Origin of the sequence: Mesorhizobium sp. M4B.F.Ca.ET.143.01.1.1, assembly GCF_004792275.1 — a bacterium.
GTDB classification, from domain to species: domain Bacteria; phylum Pseudomonadota; class Alphaproteobacteria; order Rhizobiales; family Rhizobiaceae; genus Mesorhizobium; species Mesorhizobium abyssinicae.
In genome coordinates this window covers 614211-627207 of record NZ_SRSR01000001.1, presented here as the reverse complement: position 1 = coordinate 627207, position 12997 = coordinate 614211, and the positions used below count along the sequence as shown (strand labels likewise).

Here is a 12997-nt window from a genome sequence, read left to right as displayed (position 1 = left end):
CGAGCCCTCAGCGCCAGCCGAGGGCTGGCGCGACGAATTTGAGGATCGCCTCGATCACATGCGCATTGTAGGCGACGCCGAGCTGGTTGGGCACGGTGAGAAGCAGCGTGTCGGCCTCGGCGATCGCCTCGTCCGCCTTTAGTTGTTCGATGAGTACGTCCGGCTCGGCGGCATAGGTGCGGCCGAAGACAGCGCGCTTTTCGGGCTCGATATAGCCGAAATGATCCTCGCCTTCGCTGTTGCCGAAATAGGCGCGGTCCATGTCGTTGACCAGCGCGAAGATGCTGCGGCTGACCGAGACGCGCGGCTCGCGGCTATGGCCGGCCTCGGCCCATGCCTTGCGGAAGGCGCGGATCTGCTCGGCCTGCTGGATATGCAGCGGCTGGCCGCCCTCGTCGAACTTCAGCGTCGAGCTCTGCAGGTTCATGCCAAGCTTGGCCGCCCATTCCGCCGTGGCGTTGGTGGCCGCACCCCACCAGATCCTGTCGCGCAGGCCCTCTGACAAAGGTTCCAGGCGCAGCAGGCCGGGCGGGTTGGGGAACATCGGCCGCGGATTGGGCTGGGCAAAGCCGTGGCCGCGCAGTACCTCGAGGAAGACCTCGGCATGGCGCCTGGCCATGTCGGCGTCGCTCTTGCCCTCCTCGGGCACATAGCCGAAATAGCGCCAGCCATCGATCACCTGCTCCGGCGAACCGCGGCTGATGCCGAGCTGCAGCCGGCCGCCGGCGATCAGGTCGGCGGCGCCCGCGTCCTCGACCATGTAGAGCGGGTTCTCGTAGCGCATGTCGATGACCGCAGTGCCGAGCTCGATACGGCTGGTTTTGGCGCCGGCAGCGGCCAGCAGCGGGAAGGGCGAGGCGAGCTGGCGGGCAAAGTGGTGGACGCGGAAATAGGCGCCATCGGCGCCCAGCTCCTCGGCGGCGACCGCAAGGTCGATCGACTGCAGCAGCGCATCGGCCGCCGAGCGCGTCCCCGACTGCGGCGACGGCGACCAATGCCCGAACGACAGAAAGCCAATTTTCTTCATGGGATTACCGGATGCGGGTGGAGGATTGGGCAGAATGCGATCGCATATAGGGTTTCACGCGGTATCGCCGCAAGGTGGCCGCTGGTTCCTTCGCAAGCGCGTGACGCTCGCACAGACGGCTCCATCATTGCATGCTGGGTGAAAGCGCGATGACAATCGGATGGTCGCTGAGCGTAATTTCGAGCGAACGCACGTTGCTCAGTGTTTGGACAGGCTCAACGCCAATTGTTGGATCGTAGGTTGTCACCGACGCGCGTGTGTCGCCAAACTGGACCGTCACATCGTCCTGACCGCTCAATCGTTCGTCCCACACGATAAGTTGGAATGTGCCGTCGCTGCGTTGCAGGAGCAGCTCGTGCACGGTCTCGGGTTGGTCCGCGATCGTGAAGTCGAGCTGGCCGGGTTTGGCGAGGGTACCCTTGTCCGCCAAAATCGTCGTGAGGTTGTGAAGGTAGATCGCGGCCTTGCGGGGTGAATAATCGGGTTTGAAGAAGCCGAAGGATTGGTTGCCGTCTTCGTCGGTACGGTCCCGCAACAGATAGACCGATGTATAGGCGTAGCCGCGCTTGAACTGCGCGAGGTACATGCTCATCAAATTCAAGCCATGCATTTGTTCGGTGACGCTACCTCCGATCGCAACCCCGGTCTCGGTCGTGACACGCGGCAGCGTATTGAGTTGCTCCTGGGTGTAGCCCTGAAATCCTCTGCCCCAGGTGACGCCGAAATTGCCGAATAGCCCGTCCACTCTGGATGCGGCGGTTGGATCTGCAGCGTGCCACGTCTTGTTGTCCGCCGGATATGGCGAATGCGAGTGATAGATGTAGTTGTGCAAATTGGCGTAGTCGGCATACTTCGTGCCGTCTGGCATCCGGGTTTGGGCGTCGGGCGGGATCGTAAGGAACTGAAGGCCGACATTGTCTCGCTGCGCGCCGGGTTCCGAGATCGACCAGACGGGATATTTCGCGAGCACCGGATCACTTTTGACGGCCTGGTAAAGATCGCGCTGAAGCTTTGCGACGGCCATCCACGAAGCCTCCGTACCGCCGCCGCTCTCTCCCTGATAGGTGACACCCCAGTTGTTCGGCTCGTTGTTGCCCTCGAACGCAAGCAGCGCGCCGGCTTCGGCAAGCACTCTGCCTGTTTCAACCAGCTTTTTCACATCGGTCCCGCCACTGACCAATCCCCAATTCAGACGCGCGCCGGTTTCACGATGCAGATCAAGAAAGGTCTGGATGGTTGTGGGACCCTCGTCGCTCAAACCTTCTATTCCCGCCCTGACCCATCGAAAGCCGCAATAGCGGACCATTTCGATCGTCCTGGCCAACGGCTGGCCTCGATCGGGGAATGTGCTGACGACCCCGATGCTATTGAGAAAGTCGTTCGTCGCAACGGCGGTTTTGGGCGCTGCAAGCGAATGGTGAGGCGATATGAGCACCACAGCCAGCGCCAGACACCCGCCGACGAGGGAGCGAAGCATTTTGGAAGGGACGATCATCGCCTGGACTTCAAGCCTCTCCGGGAAGAGTAGGGTCTGCGCGCGTGCGCTGCTCCCGCCGTCGCTGGTACATCCGCAGTCGGGTGCGGACCTAAGCTTGAACCAGCCAGTGCTGGAGGTCCCGCGCCAGCGAAGTTACAGCCGCATCGGCAGTTCCTCAATTAAGGCTAAGTGCGGGTGGCCGTCATCCTTTTTGGGGGCGTGACCGGCCGGCGGTGCCATCGTGACAGCCAGGCTTTGCGAGGTGGCCAAAGAGGTGATGATCGAGGTGGCAGCGGCCCACGAGGGAGTGGCAATTCCGGTGGTGGAGAAATGACGCCGTCGGTCCAAGGCGGTGGTTTCACACTTTCGCCTTGCGCCAGCCGGTCCACTCCGCGTTGCGAACCAAAATGTCTGATTTTCAGGGCTCTAGTGGCCTGCTGCAGTGATGGCGGAGAGAGCGGGATTCGAACCCGCGTTACGGTTTCCCGTAAACACACTTTCCAGGCGTGCGCCTTCAACCACTCGGCCACCTCTCCGTCCTTGCATGGCGCGCCGGCCGGTTTTGCCGCGCGGGTTGGGGATATGCGGTCCCTTGGGAATTTTCGGGCGGTATTTCCGCACCTCGAGCGCCCTCAACCGGCGGGCACTCCTTCCCCGCACCTGCAGCGTCGAAGCAGCAGGCGCGGGGCTCATCTAGTCGATCCCGCGGCGAATGCCAAGCCATAATGGCGCTTTGTCGGCTTTGCCGCATAAGGGATCGCTCGCTAGGCCCCGGCCGCGGCTTCGCCAGGCTCCCGGCGGGCCGAATGATGTGCACAGGCCGGGTGTCACAGCCTGTCGTTGCTTGACTTCGCCATCCGTCCGCTGTCCTTGTCGATACAAGGCTTTGCGGGGGCTCAGTCCGGAGATGACTTCGACCAACCAGGAGCCGGCGGCGCGGCCGGATAGCGGGCTGTCCTACGTGCCCGTGGCGTGGCTCGTCATCGTCATGGCCATGTCGGTCTACGGCCTGATGTCGACATGGCGGCTGATCGGCGAACCCAGCCTGCCGGAAAGCGTCTTCTTCCTCATCTATGGCGGCCTGATCGCGGGCATCGTCACCATATTGTGGGGGCTTTACCTGCTCGGCCTCGCCTTCAGCCGCTCGGCGCGCTTCCCGCGCCATTTCACCATCTGGCAGGTTGCGACCATCCTTTGGCTCTTGGCGCGGCAGGCCTATGTGCTGCTCACGCCCGACTTCGTCTTCTCGGCGAGGAGCCTCGTCTTCACCGGCGGCGAAATCGCCATCGGCCTGCTTTGCCTCTATCTGCTGCGCCGCGGCGCCGGCGCCGATGCGGTCTATGCCAATGCGGAAACCGAACGGCCGTCGGTGCTGGTTTCCGTGGTCGCGGCCTTGCTCGGCATCATCCTTGGCGCGGCGATCGGCGCCTGCGCCGGCTTTGCCGCCGGCTCGCTGATCGCGGATGCCACCGATATGAGCTGCTTCGAGGGCGCCTGCGGCTATTTCGCCGTGTTCATCGGGCTGGCCGGCCTGATCGCCGGCGCCATCGCCGGCGGGCTGTTCGCGGTCTGGCGCGTCAACCGCAAACGCAAGCCGGCGGCATAGCTCAAATTCGCGTGTCGCGATTGCCGGCAAGGCGCGCACGCTCTATCTCTGCGACGGGGAAGGGACGATGCCCCAGGCTCTCGCGATGGGCTTGGCACCTCGTCCCGAGGGAGGATGGTCTCGATGCTACGCTTCATCTTTCGTCTCGCGGCGATGGTCGCGCTTTCGGTTTCGGTGATCATGGCGGTGGTCGACGCGACGCGCTCGGTGGCGGCCTCTGCGCTGGTCATGACGCCGCTCAACACGAGCTGGCTGGCGGTATCGCCAGACACCCGCGCGGCCTTCGAGACCTACGTGCGCGACAAGGCCAGCCCGCTGCTGTGGGATGGCGTCATCGCCTGGGTGCTCGCCCAGCCCGGTTTCGCGGTGCTCGCTGTGGTGGCCTTCCTGTTCTACGCCATCGGCTACCGGCGGCAGCGGCGGGGCGGCGAGTTCGCCGCCACCTGACGTCGTCCGCGCCGGCCCCAAGGGCCGCCGAAGAACGGATGATGCGCCGCGCCGCATGCCGGCGCCATGCTTTTCCAAAAGGTCAAAATTCCGCGTGAATTTTGTTTCGGGCCGTGCCAGATTGGCCGCGAGCGGGAGGGGCATACTTCCTGCCAGACGCCGTCTGCCCGCCGGAGAACCGGGCTGTCAGGCGGTGCGTAACGGAAAAATAACCGACAGGGTGTGGATCACATGAAACGTATCGTTCTTGGCCTTCTGGCCGCAACCGCAATGGTTCTTCCGGCTTTCGCCGCGGATATCCAGCCGGCGATCCTCTATGATCTCGGCGGCAAGTTCGACAAGTCGTTCAACGAGGCATCCTTTAACGGCGCCGAGAAGTTCAAGACCGAGACCGGCATCGCCTATGTGGAATTCGAGGTCTCGAATGCCACCCAGCGCGAGCAGGCACTGCGCCGCTTCGCCGAGGACGGCCGCAATCCGATCGTCATGGCCGGCTTCTCCTGGGCGGACGCGCTGGACAAGATCGCCACCGAATTCCCCGACACCAAGTTTGCCATCATCGACATGGTCGTCGACAAGCCCAACGTCCGCTCCGTCGTCTACAAGGAGCAGGAAGGCTCTTACCTCGTCGGCGTGATGGCGGCGATGGCCTCGAAGTCCAAGAAGGTCGGCTTCATCGGCGGCATGGACATCCCGCTGATCCGCAAGTTCGGCTGCGGCTATGTCGGCGGCGCCAAGTCGGCCGGCGCGACCGATGTCATCCAGAACATGACCGGCGACACGCCCGCCGCCTGGAACGATCCGGCCAAGGGCGGCGAGATCGCCAAGACGCAGATCGACCAGGGCGCCGATGTGATCTACGCCGCGGCCGGCGGCACCGGCGTCGGCGTGCTGCAGGCGGCCGCCGATTCCGGAAAGCTCGGCATCGGCGTCGATTCCAACCAGAACGGGCTGCAGCCCGGCAAGGTGCTGACCTCGATGGTCAAGCGCGTCGACGTTGCCGTCTACAACACCTTCATGGATGCCAAGAATGACAAGTTCACCGCCGGCATCAACGACCTCGGCCTCAAGGAAGGCGGCGTCGACTACGCCATGGACGACAACAACAAGGCGCTCGTCGACGATGCCATGAAGACGGCGGTCGAAAAAGCCAAGGCCGACATCATCGCCGGCACCGTCAAGGTGCACGACTACATGTCGGACAATGCCTGCCCGTATTGATCGGCTCTGATCTTCAGCAATGCGGACCGCCGGGTGAAAGCCCGGCGGTTACTTTTTTGCCGCCGCCGGCGTCCTAAGTGTTTGTTTTGACGCAATTGCGGACGGAAACCGTTTCACACTTTTCCTGGAATTGCTCTAGGGCACAAGCATGCCGTCGGCAGACCATGCACCGGTGAGATAGCCGAGCGCGAAGGCGGCCACCAGCGCCATGGCGATGGCAAATCCGCGCCGGCCGCCAAGGGCGTGCAGGCCGACGCCATAGGGCGGGCGCTCCAGCCTGCGGATCATCGTTGGCCCCGCTTCCTCGCCGCTGTCGCCGCCACCAACGCCGGCAAGCCGCATCTGCGGCAATTCGGCGATGCGCCGGGTGACCAGGTCCCAGCGCTTGTCGGTCGCGCCGTCCGCCGGCGCGGCGGGGTCGAAGGCGCGCATGCGCTCGGCCAGGCGCAGCACCGCGTCGCGGAAGGCGGGGTCGATTTCCAAATCGCGTTCGGCGCGCCGGCGCTCGACGTCGTTCATCAGGCCGAAGACATAGTCGCCGGCGCGGGCGATGCGGTCGCTTTCACTGGCCATGCGGCTGTCCCTCCCTCACCAATGCGGCGGCTTGGTGACCGGCACGTCGGACGCGGCCTGCTCCTCCAGGGCCAGGAAGCGGTCGGTAAGCGCGCTGAGCTTGCGTTCCATCCGCTCGATCACCTTCCACTGCTCGGCGATCTGGCCTGACAGTTCCTCGATGGTCTTTTCCTGCTCGGCGGCGCGGATTTCCAGCGTCGTCAGCCGGTCGGCAGGCATGATCATTTCAAAACCCCGGTCTGTTGCGCTCACAGGCGATGCGTCCGTCGCGTTCCCCACATTAGCGAATGTGAAGGTCCCGGCCACCTTCGAAATTGACAAGCACGCGGGGATTTGTCGAGAGTGGACAACCCCCCGGCCGATTGGCAGGGGCGGGGCAGCATGCTAGGCGTTTTGACCAAGCGATAAAAAATAAGAGTGGGACAGGCTGCATGGCGCAAGCCGCAATCGAACTGATCGGCATCAACAAGAGTTTTGGCGCCGTGCGCGCCAACCGCGACATCAATCTGGAGGTCGCGCGCGGCACCATCCACGGCATCGTCGGCGAGAACGGTGCCGGCAAGTCGACGCTGATGTCGATCCTCTACGGCTTCTACCAGGCCGACAGCGGCGAGATCCGAGTCGGCGGCCAGCCGGCGTCGATCAAGACGCCGAACGACGCCATCGCGCTCGGCATCGGCATGGTGCACCAGCATTTCATGCTGGTCGACAATTTCTCGGTGCTGGAGAACGTCATCCTTGGCGCCGAGAGCGATGCGCTCTTGAAGCGCAGCATCGCCAAGGCGCGTTCCGAGCTGGAACGGCTGGAGCGCGAATACGGACTGGAGGTCGATCCCGACGCGATCATCGAAGAACTGCCCGTCGGCCTGCAGCAGCGCGTCGAAATCCTCAAGGCGCTCTATCGCGGCGCCGAGATCCTGATCCTCGACGAGCCGACCGGCGTCTTGACGCCAGCGGAGGCCGACCACCTGTTCCGCATCCTCAAGCAGCTGAAGGAGCAGGGCAAGACGGTGGTGCTGATCACCCACAAGCTGCGCGAGATCATGGCCATCACCGACACCGTCTCGGTGATGCGCCAGGGCACGATGGTGGCGACCAGGGTGACGAAGGAGACCACGGTCGGCGAACTCGCCGAACTGATGGTCGGACGCCGCGTGCTGCTCAGGGTCGAGAAGGGCGAAGCGGAAGCCGGCGCCGTGAAGCTCGCGGTCAAGAACCTGACGGTGAAGGACCAGCGCGGCGTCACCATGGTCGACGACATTTCCTTCGACCTGCGCGCCGGCGAGATCGTCGGCATCGCCGGCGTGGCCGGCAATGGCCAATCCGAACTGCTCGAGGCGATTTCCGGCATCCGCCATGCCGTCTCCGGCTCGGTCATGCTCGACGGCAAGCCGATCGATCTCACCGGCAAGGCCGATCCCGGCGAACTGCGCGACCGCGGCCTCGCCCACGTGCCGGAGGACCGCCACCATGTCGGGCTGGTGCTCGCCTTCGAGGAGAACGAGAACTCGATCCTCGGCTACCACGACGACGAACGCTATCTGAAGGGGCCGCTGCTCGACATCGACGCCATCCGCAACGACGCCAAGGACAAGATCGCCAAATACGACATCCGTCCCGCCGACTGCCGGCTGAAGACGGCCAATTTCTCCGGCGGCAACCAGCAGAAGATCGTGCTGGCCAGGGAGATGGAGCAGGATCCGGGCGTGCTGATCGTCGGCCAGCCGACGCGCGGCGTCGATGTCGGCGCCATCGAATTCATCCACAAGCGGCTGATCGCCATGCGCGACCAGGGCAAGGCGGTGCTGGTGGTGTCGGTCGAGCTCGACGAGATCCGTTCGCTGTCCGACCGCATCCTGGTGATGTTCGCCGGCCGCATCGTCGGCGAGCGCGGTCCGGAAGCGACAGAAGGGGAACTCGGCCTGCTGATGGCCGGCGTCGAGCAGCGGGAGGCCGCGCAATGAGCACGCCTTACGCAAAACTTCCGGCCTGGGCCGACTACGGCCTGATCCCGGTGATCAACCTGTTCGTTGCCTTCGTCGTCGCCGGCTTCGTGGTGGTCCTGGTTGGGGAGAATCCGTTCCGCGCCGCGGTCATCCTGGTGCAAGGCGCCTTCGGCAAGGGGACGGGTATCGCGTTCACGCTGTTCTACGCCACCACCTTCATCTTCAGCGGGCTGTCGGTGGCGGTCGCGGCGCATTGCGGCCTGTTCAACATCGGCGGCGAGGGCCAGGGCTACATTGCCGGGCTCGGCATCGGCGTCGTGTGCCTCGCCTTCGACAGCGTGCTGCCATGGTGGCTGACCTTTCCGCTGGCGATCGTTGCCGCCGCGGCGATGGGGGCGCTGTGGGCGCTGATCCCGGCCTATCTGCAGGCCAGGCGCGGCTCGCACATCGTCATCACCACCATCATGTTCAACTTCATCGCCGCCAGCGTCATGGTCTATGCCCTGGTCGGCTTCCTTAAGCCGCTCGGCTCGATGGCGCCGCAGACGCGCACCTTCCTCGACGGCGCGCAATTGCCGAAGCTCAACTGGGTGATCGAGCTGGTCGGCGCCAAGATCCGCTCGGCGCCGCTCAACGTCTGCTTCCTCCTGGCGCTGCTGATGGCATTTTTGGTCTGGCTGCTGATCTGGCGCACCAGGCTCGGCTACGAGATGCGCACCTATGGCCACAGCGCCAAGGCGGCACGCTATGCCGGCATCTCGGAAACGCGCATCGTCATCATCGCGATGATGATCTCGGGCGCGCTGGCCGGCATGATGGCGCTCAACCCGACGATGGGCGACCAGCACAATGTCGCGCTCGATTTCGTCTCCGGCGCCGGTTTCGTCGGCATCGCGGTGGCGCTGATGGGGCGCCTGCATCCGGTCGGCATCGTGCTGGCGGCGATCCTGTTCGGCATGCTCTACCAGGGCGGCGCCGAACTTGCCTTCGAGATGCCGGCGATTTCCCGCGACATGATCGTCATCATCCAGGGCCTGGTCATCCTGTTCGCCGGCGCGCTCGAACACATGTTCCGGCCCTACATCCAGGCGCTGTTCGCGTCGATCAGTCCGAAGACGGTCGGCATCGAAGCGGTCAAGGGGAAGGGCGCCTGAGATGGATTTCTTCATCGCCATTGTGCAGATACTCGACTCGACCATCCGCCTGTCGGTGCCGCTGTTGCTGGCCTGCCTCGCCGGCCTCTATTCGGAGCGCGCCGGCGTCTTCGATATCGGGCTCGAGGGCAAGATGCTGGTCGGCGCCTTCGCTGGTGCTGCCGCCGCCTCGGTGCTGCATTCGGCCCTGCTCGGTCTCGGCACGGCCATCCTGATCTCGGTCGCCTTCGCCATGGTGCACGGCTTTGCCTCGATCACCCATCGCGGCAACCAGATCGTGTCCGGCGTGGCGATCAATTTCATCGCCGCCGGCTCCACCATCATGCTCGGCCAGCACTGGTTCCAGCAGGGCGGGCGGACGCCGGCGCTGGCGCCGGGTGAACGTTTCGAGGCGATCACCTGGCCCGGCGCCGACGCGCTGCGTGACGTGCCGATCATCGGGCCGATCTATTCGGAACTGATCTCCGGCCACTCGATACTGGTCTATTTCGCGTTCCTGATGGTGCCGTTCGCCTGGTGGGTGCTCTACCGCACCCGCTTCGGCCTCAGGCTGCGCGCCGTCGGCGAGAACCCGGCCGCCGTCGACACGGCCGGCATCTCGGTCGCCTGGCTGCGCTACCGGGCGCTGATCTGCACCGGCATCCTCACCGGGGTTGCCGGCGCCTATCTGTCGATGGTGCAGAATGGCGGCTTCGTGAAGGACATGACCGCCGGCAAGGGCTACATCGCCTTGGCGGCATTGATCTTCGCCAAATGGAAGCCGGTCAACGCCATGTTCGCCTGCCTTTTGTTCGGCTTCCTCGATGCGCTGTCGATCCGCCTGCAAGGGACGCCGCTGCCGGTCATCGGCAAGGTGCCGGTGCAATTCATGCAGGCGCTGCCCTATGTGCTCACCGTGATCCTGCTTGCCGGCTTCATCGGCAAGGCGATCCCGCCGCGCGCCGGCGGCGTGCCCTATGTCAAGGAACGCTGAGGCAAACGCGGAAGCGAACCGGCTTTTGGACAAGATCGTGGGAGAGAAGAACTGAATGTCGCATGATCTGTTCGAGGCGGCCAAGGCTGCGATGGCCAAGGCCTATGCGCCCTATTCGAAATTTCCGGTGGGCGCCGCATTGCGCACCGAGGACGGGCGTATCTTTGCCGGCGCCAACATCGAGGTGGCCTCCTATCCCGAGGGCTGGTGCGCCGAAACAACGGCGCTCGGCCACTACATCATGGGCGGCGGCGGCAGGATCACCGAGATCGCAGTCCTTGCCGAGCGGATGGCCAAATGCTCGCCCTGCGGCGGCTGCCGGCAGCGGCTGGCGGAGTTCTGCCGGCCGGAGACGAAACTCTATCTTTGCGACAATGGCGGCGTGGTCGAGACGGTGACCATGGGCGACATGCTGCCTTACGGCTTCAGGGGCGACATACTGAAATGATGGAAAAGGCGCTCGATCATCTCGTCGAACGGCTGGACGGGCTGGCGCCCACGGTCGCGCTGGTGCTGGGTTCGGGCCTTGGCGGCCTCGTCGACAAGGTCGAGGACGCCAGGCGCATTTCCTATGCCGAACTGCCGGGCTTCCCGAGAAGCGGCGTCAGCGGCCATGCGGGTGAGGTGGTGGCGGGGCATTTCGCCGGCACGCCGGTGCTGATGCTGTCCGGCCGCGCGCATTATTACGAGCACGGCGTTGCCGCGGCGATGCGCCCGGCGCTGGAGGTGCTGGCCGGCATCGGCATCTCGCAGCTCATCCTGACCAATGCCGCCGGCTCGGTCGATCCGGAGATGGGGCCGGGTTCGGTGATGCTGATCACCGACCACATCAATTTCTCGGGCTCCAATCCGCTGATCGGAGAGCCCAGCGATCGCCGCTTCGTCGGCCTCACCGAGGCTTATGATGCGGGCCTGCGCAAGGCGATCGAGAAGGCGGCCAAGGCGACCGGCACCAAGCTGCATCAGGGCGTCTATATGTGGTTCTCCGGCCCTTGCTTCGAGACGCCGGCGGAGATCCGCATGGCGCGCATCATGGGCGCCAATGCGGTCGGCATGTCGACGGTGCCGGAGGTCATCCTCGCCCGCTTCCTGGGCTTGCGCGTCGCCGCCTGCTCGGTCGTCACCAACCTCGCCGCCGGCATGACAGGTGCGGAGCTCTCGCATCAGGAGACCAAGGACATGGCGCCCATCGGCGGGGCGCGGCTGGCGGCGATCCTCGAACGCGTGTTCCGCGACGGGCTGCCGGAGAGCTGATGCTTCCGCAGGAAATCATCCGCCGCAAGCGTGACGGCCACCGGCTTTCGGCACCTGAGATCGCGGCCTTCATCGAAGGGCTGACCGCTGGTACCGTCACGGAAGGCCAGGTCGGCGCCTTCGCCATGGCGGTGTTCTTCAACGGCATGAGCCGCGAGGAAGCGGTGGCGCTGACCGTCGCCATGCGCGATTCCGGCGACGTGCTCGACTGGTCCGACCTGCCCGGCCCGGTCACCGACAAGCATTCGACGGGCGGCGTCGGCGACAATGTCTCGCTGATGCTGGCGCCGATCGTCTCCGCCTGCGGCGCCTATGTGCCGATGATCTCCGGCCGCGGCCTCGGCCATACCGGCGGCACGCTGGACAAGATGGACGCCATCCCCGGCTACATCAGCCAGCCGGACGTGGCGCGCCTGCGCAAGACGGTGCTCGAGACCGGCTGCGCCATTATCGGCCAGACCGCCGACCTGGCGCCCGCCGACCGCCGCTTCTACGCCATCCGCGACGTCACCGGCACGGTGGAATCGGTGCCGCTGATCACCGCCTCGATCCTGTCGAAGAAGCTCGCCGCCGGACTTGGCTCGCTGGTGCTCGACGTCAAGGTCGGCAACGGCGCCTTCATGGAGAAGTCGCGCGATGCGACGGCGCTTGCCAGCAGCCTGGTCGAGGTCGCCAACGGCGCCGGGCTGAAGACCTCGGCGCTGGTCACCGGCATGAACGAGCCGCTGGCATCGGCCGCCGGCAACGCCGTCGAGGTGCGCAACGCGGTCGATTTCCTCACCGGTCGTTTCCGCGACAAGCGGCTGGAGGATGTGACGCTGGCGCTCGCCGCCGAGATGCTGCAGTCGGCCGGGCTGGCCGCGTCCAACCAGGACGGTATAAGGCGCGCCACCGAGACGCTTGCCGGCGGCCGCGCGGCTGCCGTCTTCCAGCGCATGGTGGCAGCGCTCGGCGGCCCCGCCGATTTCATCGACAGGCCGGAAAAATATCTGCCGAAAGCGCCGGTAGAACTCGCCGTGAAGGCGTCTGGAAACGGCTTCGTAAGCGGCATCGCGACGCGCGAGATCGGACTTGCGGTGGTCGGCCTCGGCGGCGGACGGACGCGGCCGGACGACAGGATCGACCACGCGGTCGGCATTACCAGGCTGTCGCCGGTCGGCGCGGAAGTGCGGGCGGGCGAGCCGCTGGCGCTGGTCCATGCGCGCACCGACGCGGATGCCGAGGCGGCGGCTGCGGCCGTGCTTGCGGCCTACACGATCGGAACGTCGAAGCCGGCGGCGGAAAAGACCGTCATCCGGCGCGTGCTGCCGCGCTGACCG

At 65.2% G+C, this 12997-nt stretch carries 13 protein-coding genes and 1 tRNA gene; 9 read left to right on the top strand and 5 right to left on the bottom strand.

What is annotated here, in order from left to right; translation table 11 throughout:
* Positions 1 to 7: 7 nt before the first annotated feature.
* The 3 genes from EN786_RS02970 to EN786_RS02960 form a co-directional block, all read right to left on the bottom strand.
* Positions 8 to 1027: an LLM class flavin-dependent oxidoreductase gene (locus EN786_RS02970; protein WP_127283522.1), complete on the bottom strand. Its 1020-nt coding sequence runs from the start codon at positions 1025 to 1027 to the stop codon at positions 8 to 10.
* A gap of 124 nt (positions 1028 to 1151) precedes the next feature.
* Positions 1152 to 2522, bottom strand: coding sequence for a glycosyl hydrolase (locus EN786_RS02965; RefSeq protein ID WP_127283523.1), 1371 nt, complete (start codon positions 2520 to 2522; stop codon positions 1152 to 1154).
* Positions 2523 to 2950: 428 nt separating this feature from the next.
* Positions 2951 to 3040: transfer RNA gene (locus tag EN786_RS02960), tRNA-Ser, on the bottom strand.
* 371 nt (positions 3041 to 3411) lie between these two features.
* Between EN786_RS02960 and EN786_RS02955 the strand changes: the two genes are divergently transcribed.
* From EN786_RS02955 to EN786_RS02945, 3 genes are all read left to right on the top strand, one after another.
* Positions 3412 to 4110, top strand: coding sequence for a hypothetical protein (locus EN786_RS02955; RefSeq protein WP_245478365.1), 699 nt, complete (start codon positions 3412 to 3414; stop codon positions 4108 to 4110).
* A gap of 123 nt (positions 4111 to 4233) precedes the next feature.
* Complete coding sequence (locus EN786_RS02950; protein ID WP_127283525.1) at positions 4234 to 4557, top strand: hypothetical protein; 324 nt, start codon at positions 4234 to 4236, stop codon at positions 4555 to 4557.
* Between the two features lie 231 nt (positions 4558 to 4788).
* Positions 4789 to 5778, top strand: a complete 990-nt coding sequence (locus EN786_RS02945) for a BMP family ABC transporter substrate-binding protein (RefSeq protein WP_127283526.1) — start codon at positions 4789 to 4791, stop codon at positions 5776 to 5778.
* 135 nt (positions 5779 to 5913) lie between these two features.
* On the opposite strand, the gene EN786_RS02940 is transcribed toward EN786_RS02945, so the two are convergent.
* The gene (locus tag EN786_RS02940; RefSeq protein WP_127283527.1) at positions 5914 to 6351 is read right to left on the bottom strand and encodes a hypothetical protein; all 438 of its coding nucleotides are present in this window, start codon (positions 6349 to 6351) and stop codon (positions 5914 to 5916) included.
* 15 nt (positions 6352 to 6366) lie between these two features.
* Positions 6367 to 6573, bottom strand: coding sequence for a SlyX family protein (locus EN786_RS02935; protein WP_187331332.1), 207 nt, complete (start codon positions 6571 to 6573; stop codon positions 6367 to 6369).
* 209 nt (positions 6574 to 6782) lie between these two features.
* Between EN786_RS02935 and EN786_RS02930 the strand changes: the two genes are divergently transcribed.
* The 6 genes from EN786_RS02930 to deoA are packed head-to-tail and all read left to right on the top strand — an operon-like array spanning position 6783 to position 12994.
* Positions 6783 to 8315 carry an ABC transporter ATP-binding protein gene (locus tag EN786_RS02930; protein WP_127283528.1) on the top strand — a complete coding sequence of 511 codons (1533 nt, stop codon included), beginning with the start codon at positions 6783 to 6785 and terminating at the stop codon, positions 8313 to 8315.
* Positions 8312 to 9451: an ABC transporter permease gene (locus tag EN786_RS02925; RefSeq protein WP_135907956.1), complete on the top strand. Its 1140-nt coding sequence runs from the start codon at positions 8312 to 8314 to the stop codon at positions 9449 to 9451. Before EN786_RS02930 ends, EN786_RS02925 begins: the two co-directional genes overlap by 4 nt.
* A 1-nt stretch (position 9452) precedes the next feature.
* Complete coding sequence (locus tag EN786_RS02920; protein ID WP_127312239.1) at positions 9453 to 10424, top strand: ABC transporter permease; 972 nt, start codon at positions 9453 to 9455, stop codon at positions 10422 to 10424.
* Between the two features lie 55 nt (positions 10425 to 10479).
* Positions 10480 to 10872, top strand: a complete 393-nt coding sequence (gene cdd, locus EN786_RS02915; RefSeq protein ID WP_127286137.1) for a cytidine deaminase — start codon at positions 10480 to 10482, stop codon at positions 10870 to 10872.
* Positions 10869 to 11678 carry a purine-nucleoside phosphorylase gene (locus tag EN786_RS02910; protein WP_127308931.1) on the top strand — a complete coding sequence of 270 codons (810 nt, stop codon included), beginning with the start codon at positions 10869 to 10871 and terminating at the stop codon, positions 11676 to 11678. The genes cdd and EN786_RS02910 overlap by 4 nt, the downstream gene beginning before the upstream one ends.
* A complete protein-coding gene (deoA, locus tag EN786_RS02905; protein WP_127308932.1) occupies positions 11678 to 12994 on the top strand; it encodes a thymidine phosphorylase in 1317 nt (438 codons plus the stop codon). Before EN786_RS02910 ends, deoA begins: the two co-directional genes overlap by 1 nt.
* The last annotated feature ends 3 nt before the right edge of the window (positions 12995 to 12997 follow it).

Excerpts from the sequence above, each read along its gene's own strand:
- EN786_RS02970 (WP_127283522.1), bottom strand. The coding sequence starts at position 1,027 with ATGAAGAAAATTGGCTTTCTGTCGTTCGGGCATTGGTCGCCGTCGCCG.
- deoA (WP_127308932.1), top strand. The coding sequence starts at position 11,678 with ATGCTTCCGCAGGAAATCATCCGCCGCAAGCGTGACGGCCACCGGCTT.
- EN786_RS02910 (WP_127308931.1), top strand. The coding sequence starts at position 10,869 with ATGATGGAAAAGGCGCTCGATCATCTCGTCGAACGGCTGGACGGGCTG.
- EN786_RS02925 (WP_135907956.1), top strand. The coding sequence starts at position 8,312 with ATGAGCACGCCTTACGCAAAACTTCCGGCCTGGGCCGACTACGGCCTG.
- EN786_RS02940 (WP_127283527.1), bottom strand. The coding sequence starts at position 6,351 with ATGGCCAGTGAAAGCGACCGCATCGCCCGCGCCGGCGACTATGTCTTC.
- cdd (WP_127286137.1), top strand. The coding sequence starts at position 10,480 with ATGTCGCATGATCTGTTCGAGGCGGCCAAGGCTGCGATGGCCAAGGCC.
- EN786_RS02950 (WP_127283525.1), top strand. The coding sequence starts at position 4,234 with ATGCTACGCTTCATCTTTCGTCTCGCGGCGATGGTCGCGCTTTCGGTT.
- EN786_RS02920 (WP_127312239.1), top strand. The coding sequence starts at position 9,453 with ATGGATTTCTTCATCGCCATTGTGCAGATACTCGACTCGACCATCCGC.
- EN786_RS02930 (WP_127283528.1), top strand. The coding sequence starts at position 6,783 with ATGGCGCAAGCCGCAATCGAACTGATCGGCATCAACAAGAGTTTTGGC.
- EN786_RS02965 (WP_127283523.1), bottom strand. The coding sequence starts at position 2,522 with ATGATCGTCCCTTCCAAAATGCTTCGCTCCCTCGTCGGCGGGTGTCTG.
- EN786_RS02955 (WP_245478365.1), top strand. The coding sequence starts at position 3,412 with ATGACTTCGACCAACCAGGAGCCGGCGGCGCGGCCGGATAGCGGGCTG.
- EN786_RS02945 (WP_127283526.1), top strand. The coding sequence starts at position 4,789 with ATGAAACGTATCGTTCTTGGCCTTCTGGCCGCAACCGCAATGGTTCTT.